A 619-nucleotide genomic window follows, 5' to 3' on the forward strand; every position below is an offset into this window, starting at 1 on the left:
CCACCGAAGAGGAGAAAAATGAGTCCGGCAGGATATTGATGCAGTCTATAATTCCTGGTGGTGACGAGATCAACGATCTTGATAGAATCCGAGTTGCAAAATACCCGCTTGATTTCTCTGAGAAGCACCGATATGAAATCTACTCTATTATAGAATATACTGTGTTCAAAAAGCTCGCAAAGGAAACTGAACTCGTAGATGGTCCTTATATTCCGATGTTACGCGCAGAACTCCACCACCAGTTAGAGGATTTTGAGACGGGGGATTTGGAGTCGACTTTAATGCGCCAATCCGCTTGCTTCGAGACTTATTTTCGGATAAAGCTTGGTAGGTCACGAAAGACACAATGGAAGCACCTTGATGTCAAATCTATTGGCATCCTTGAAAAAGAGGATAGGAAATTGCTGGATGATCTGCGAGATGTTCGAGATGACTATGCTCATGACTGGCGGGTGTACATCAATGGGGGACAGGAACGTGAAGAATTGAGGGAAACGTGTGTGAAGGGGTTGGGGTTGTTGGAGAAACTCCACAAAAAGGAGCTTATCAAGTCCTATGAGGAGAACTGTGACAAGCATCTCTCGAAACGGTTCGCCTCAGAGTGGAGAGATCGACCCTC

The 619-nt window shown here is 45.4% G+C and carries 1 protein-coding gene; it reads left to right on the plus strand.

Features of this window, described 5'->3' with window-relative positions:
- On the plus strand, positions 1–619 hold a 619-nt coding region (locus DVK07_RS22990; RefSeq protein WP_158603211.1), incomplete at both ends, for a hypothetical protein.

This window comes from Halorubrum sp. Atlit-26R (assembly GCF_003666015.1).
Taxonomy (GTDB): Archaea; Halobacteriota; Halobacteria; order Halobacteriales; family Haloferacaceae; genus Halorubrum.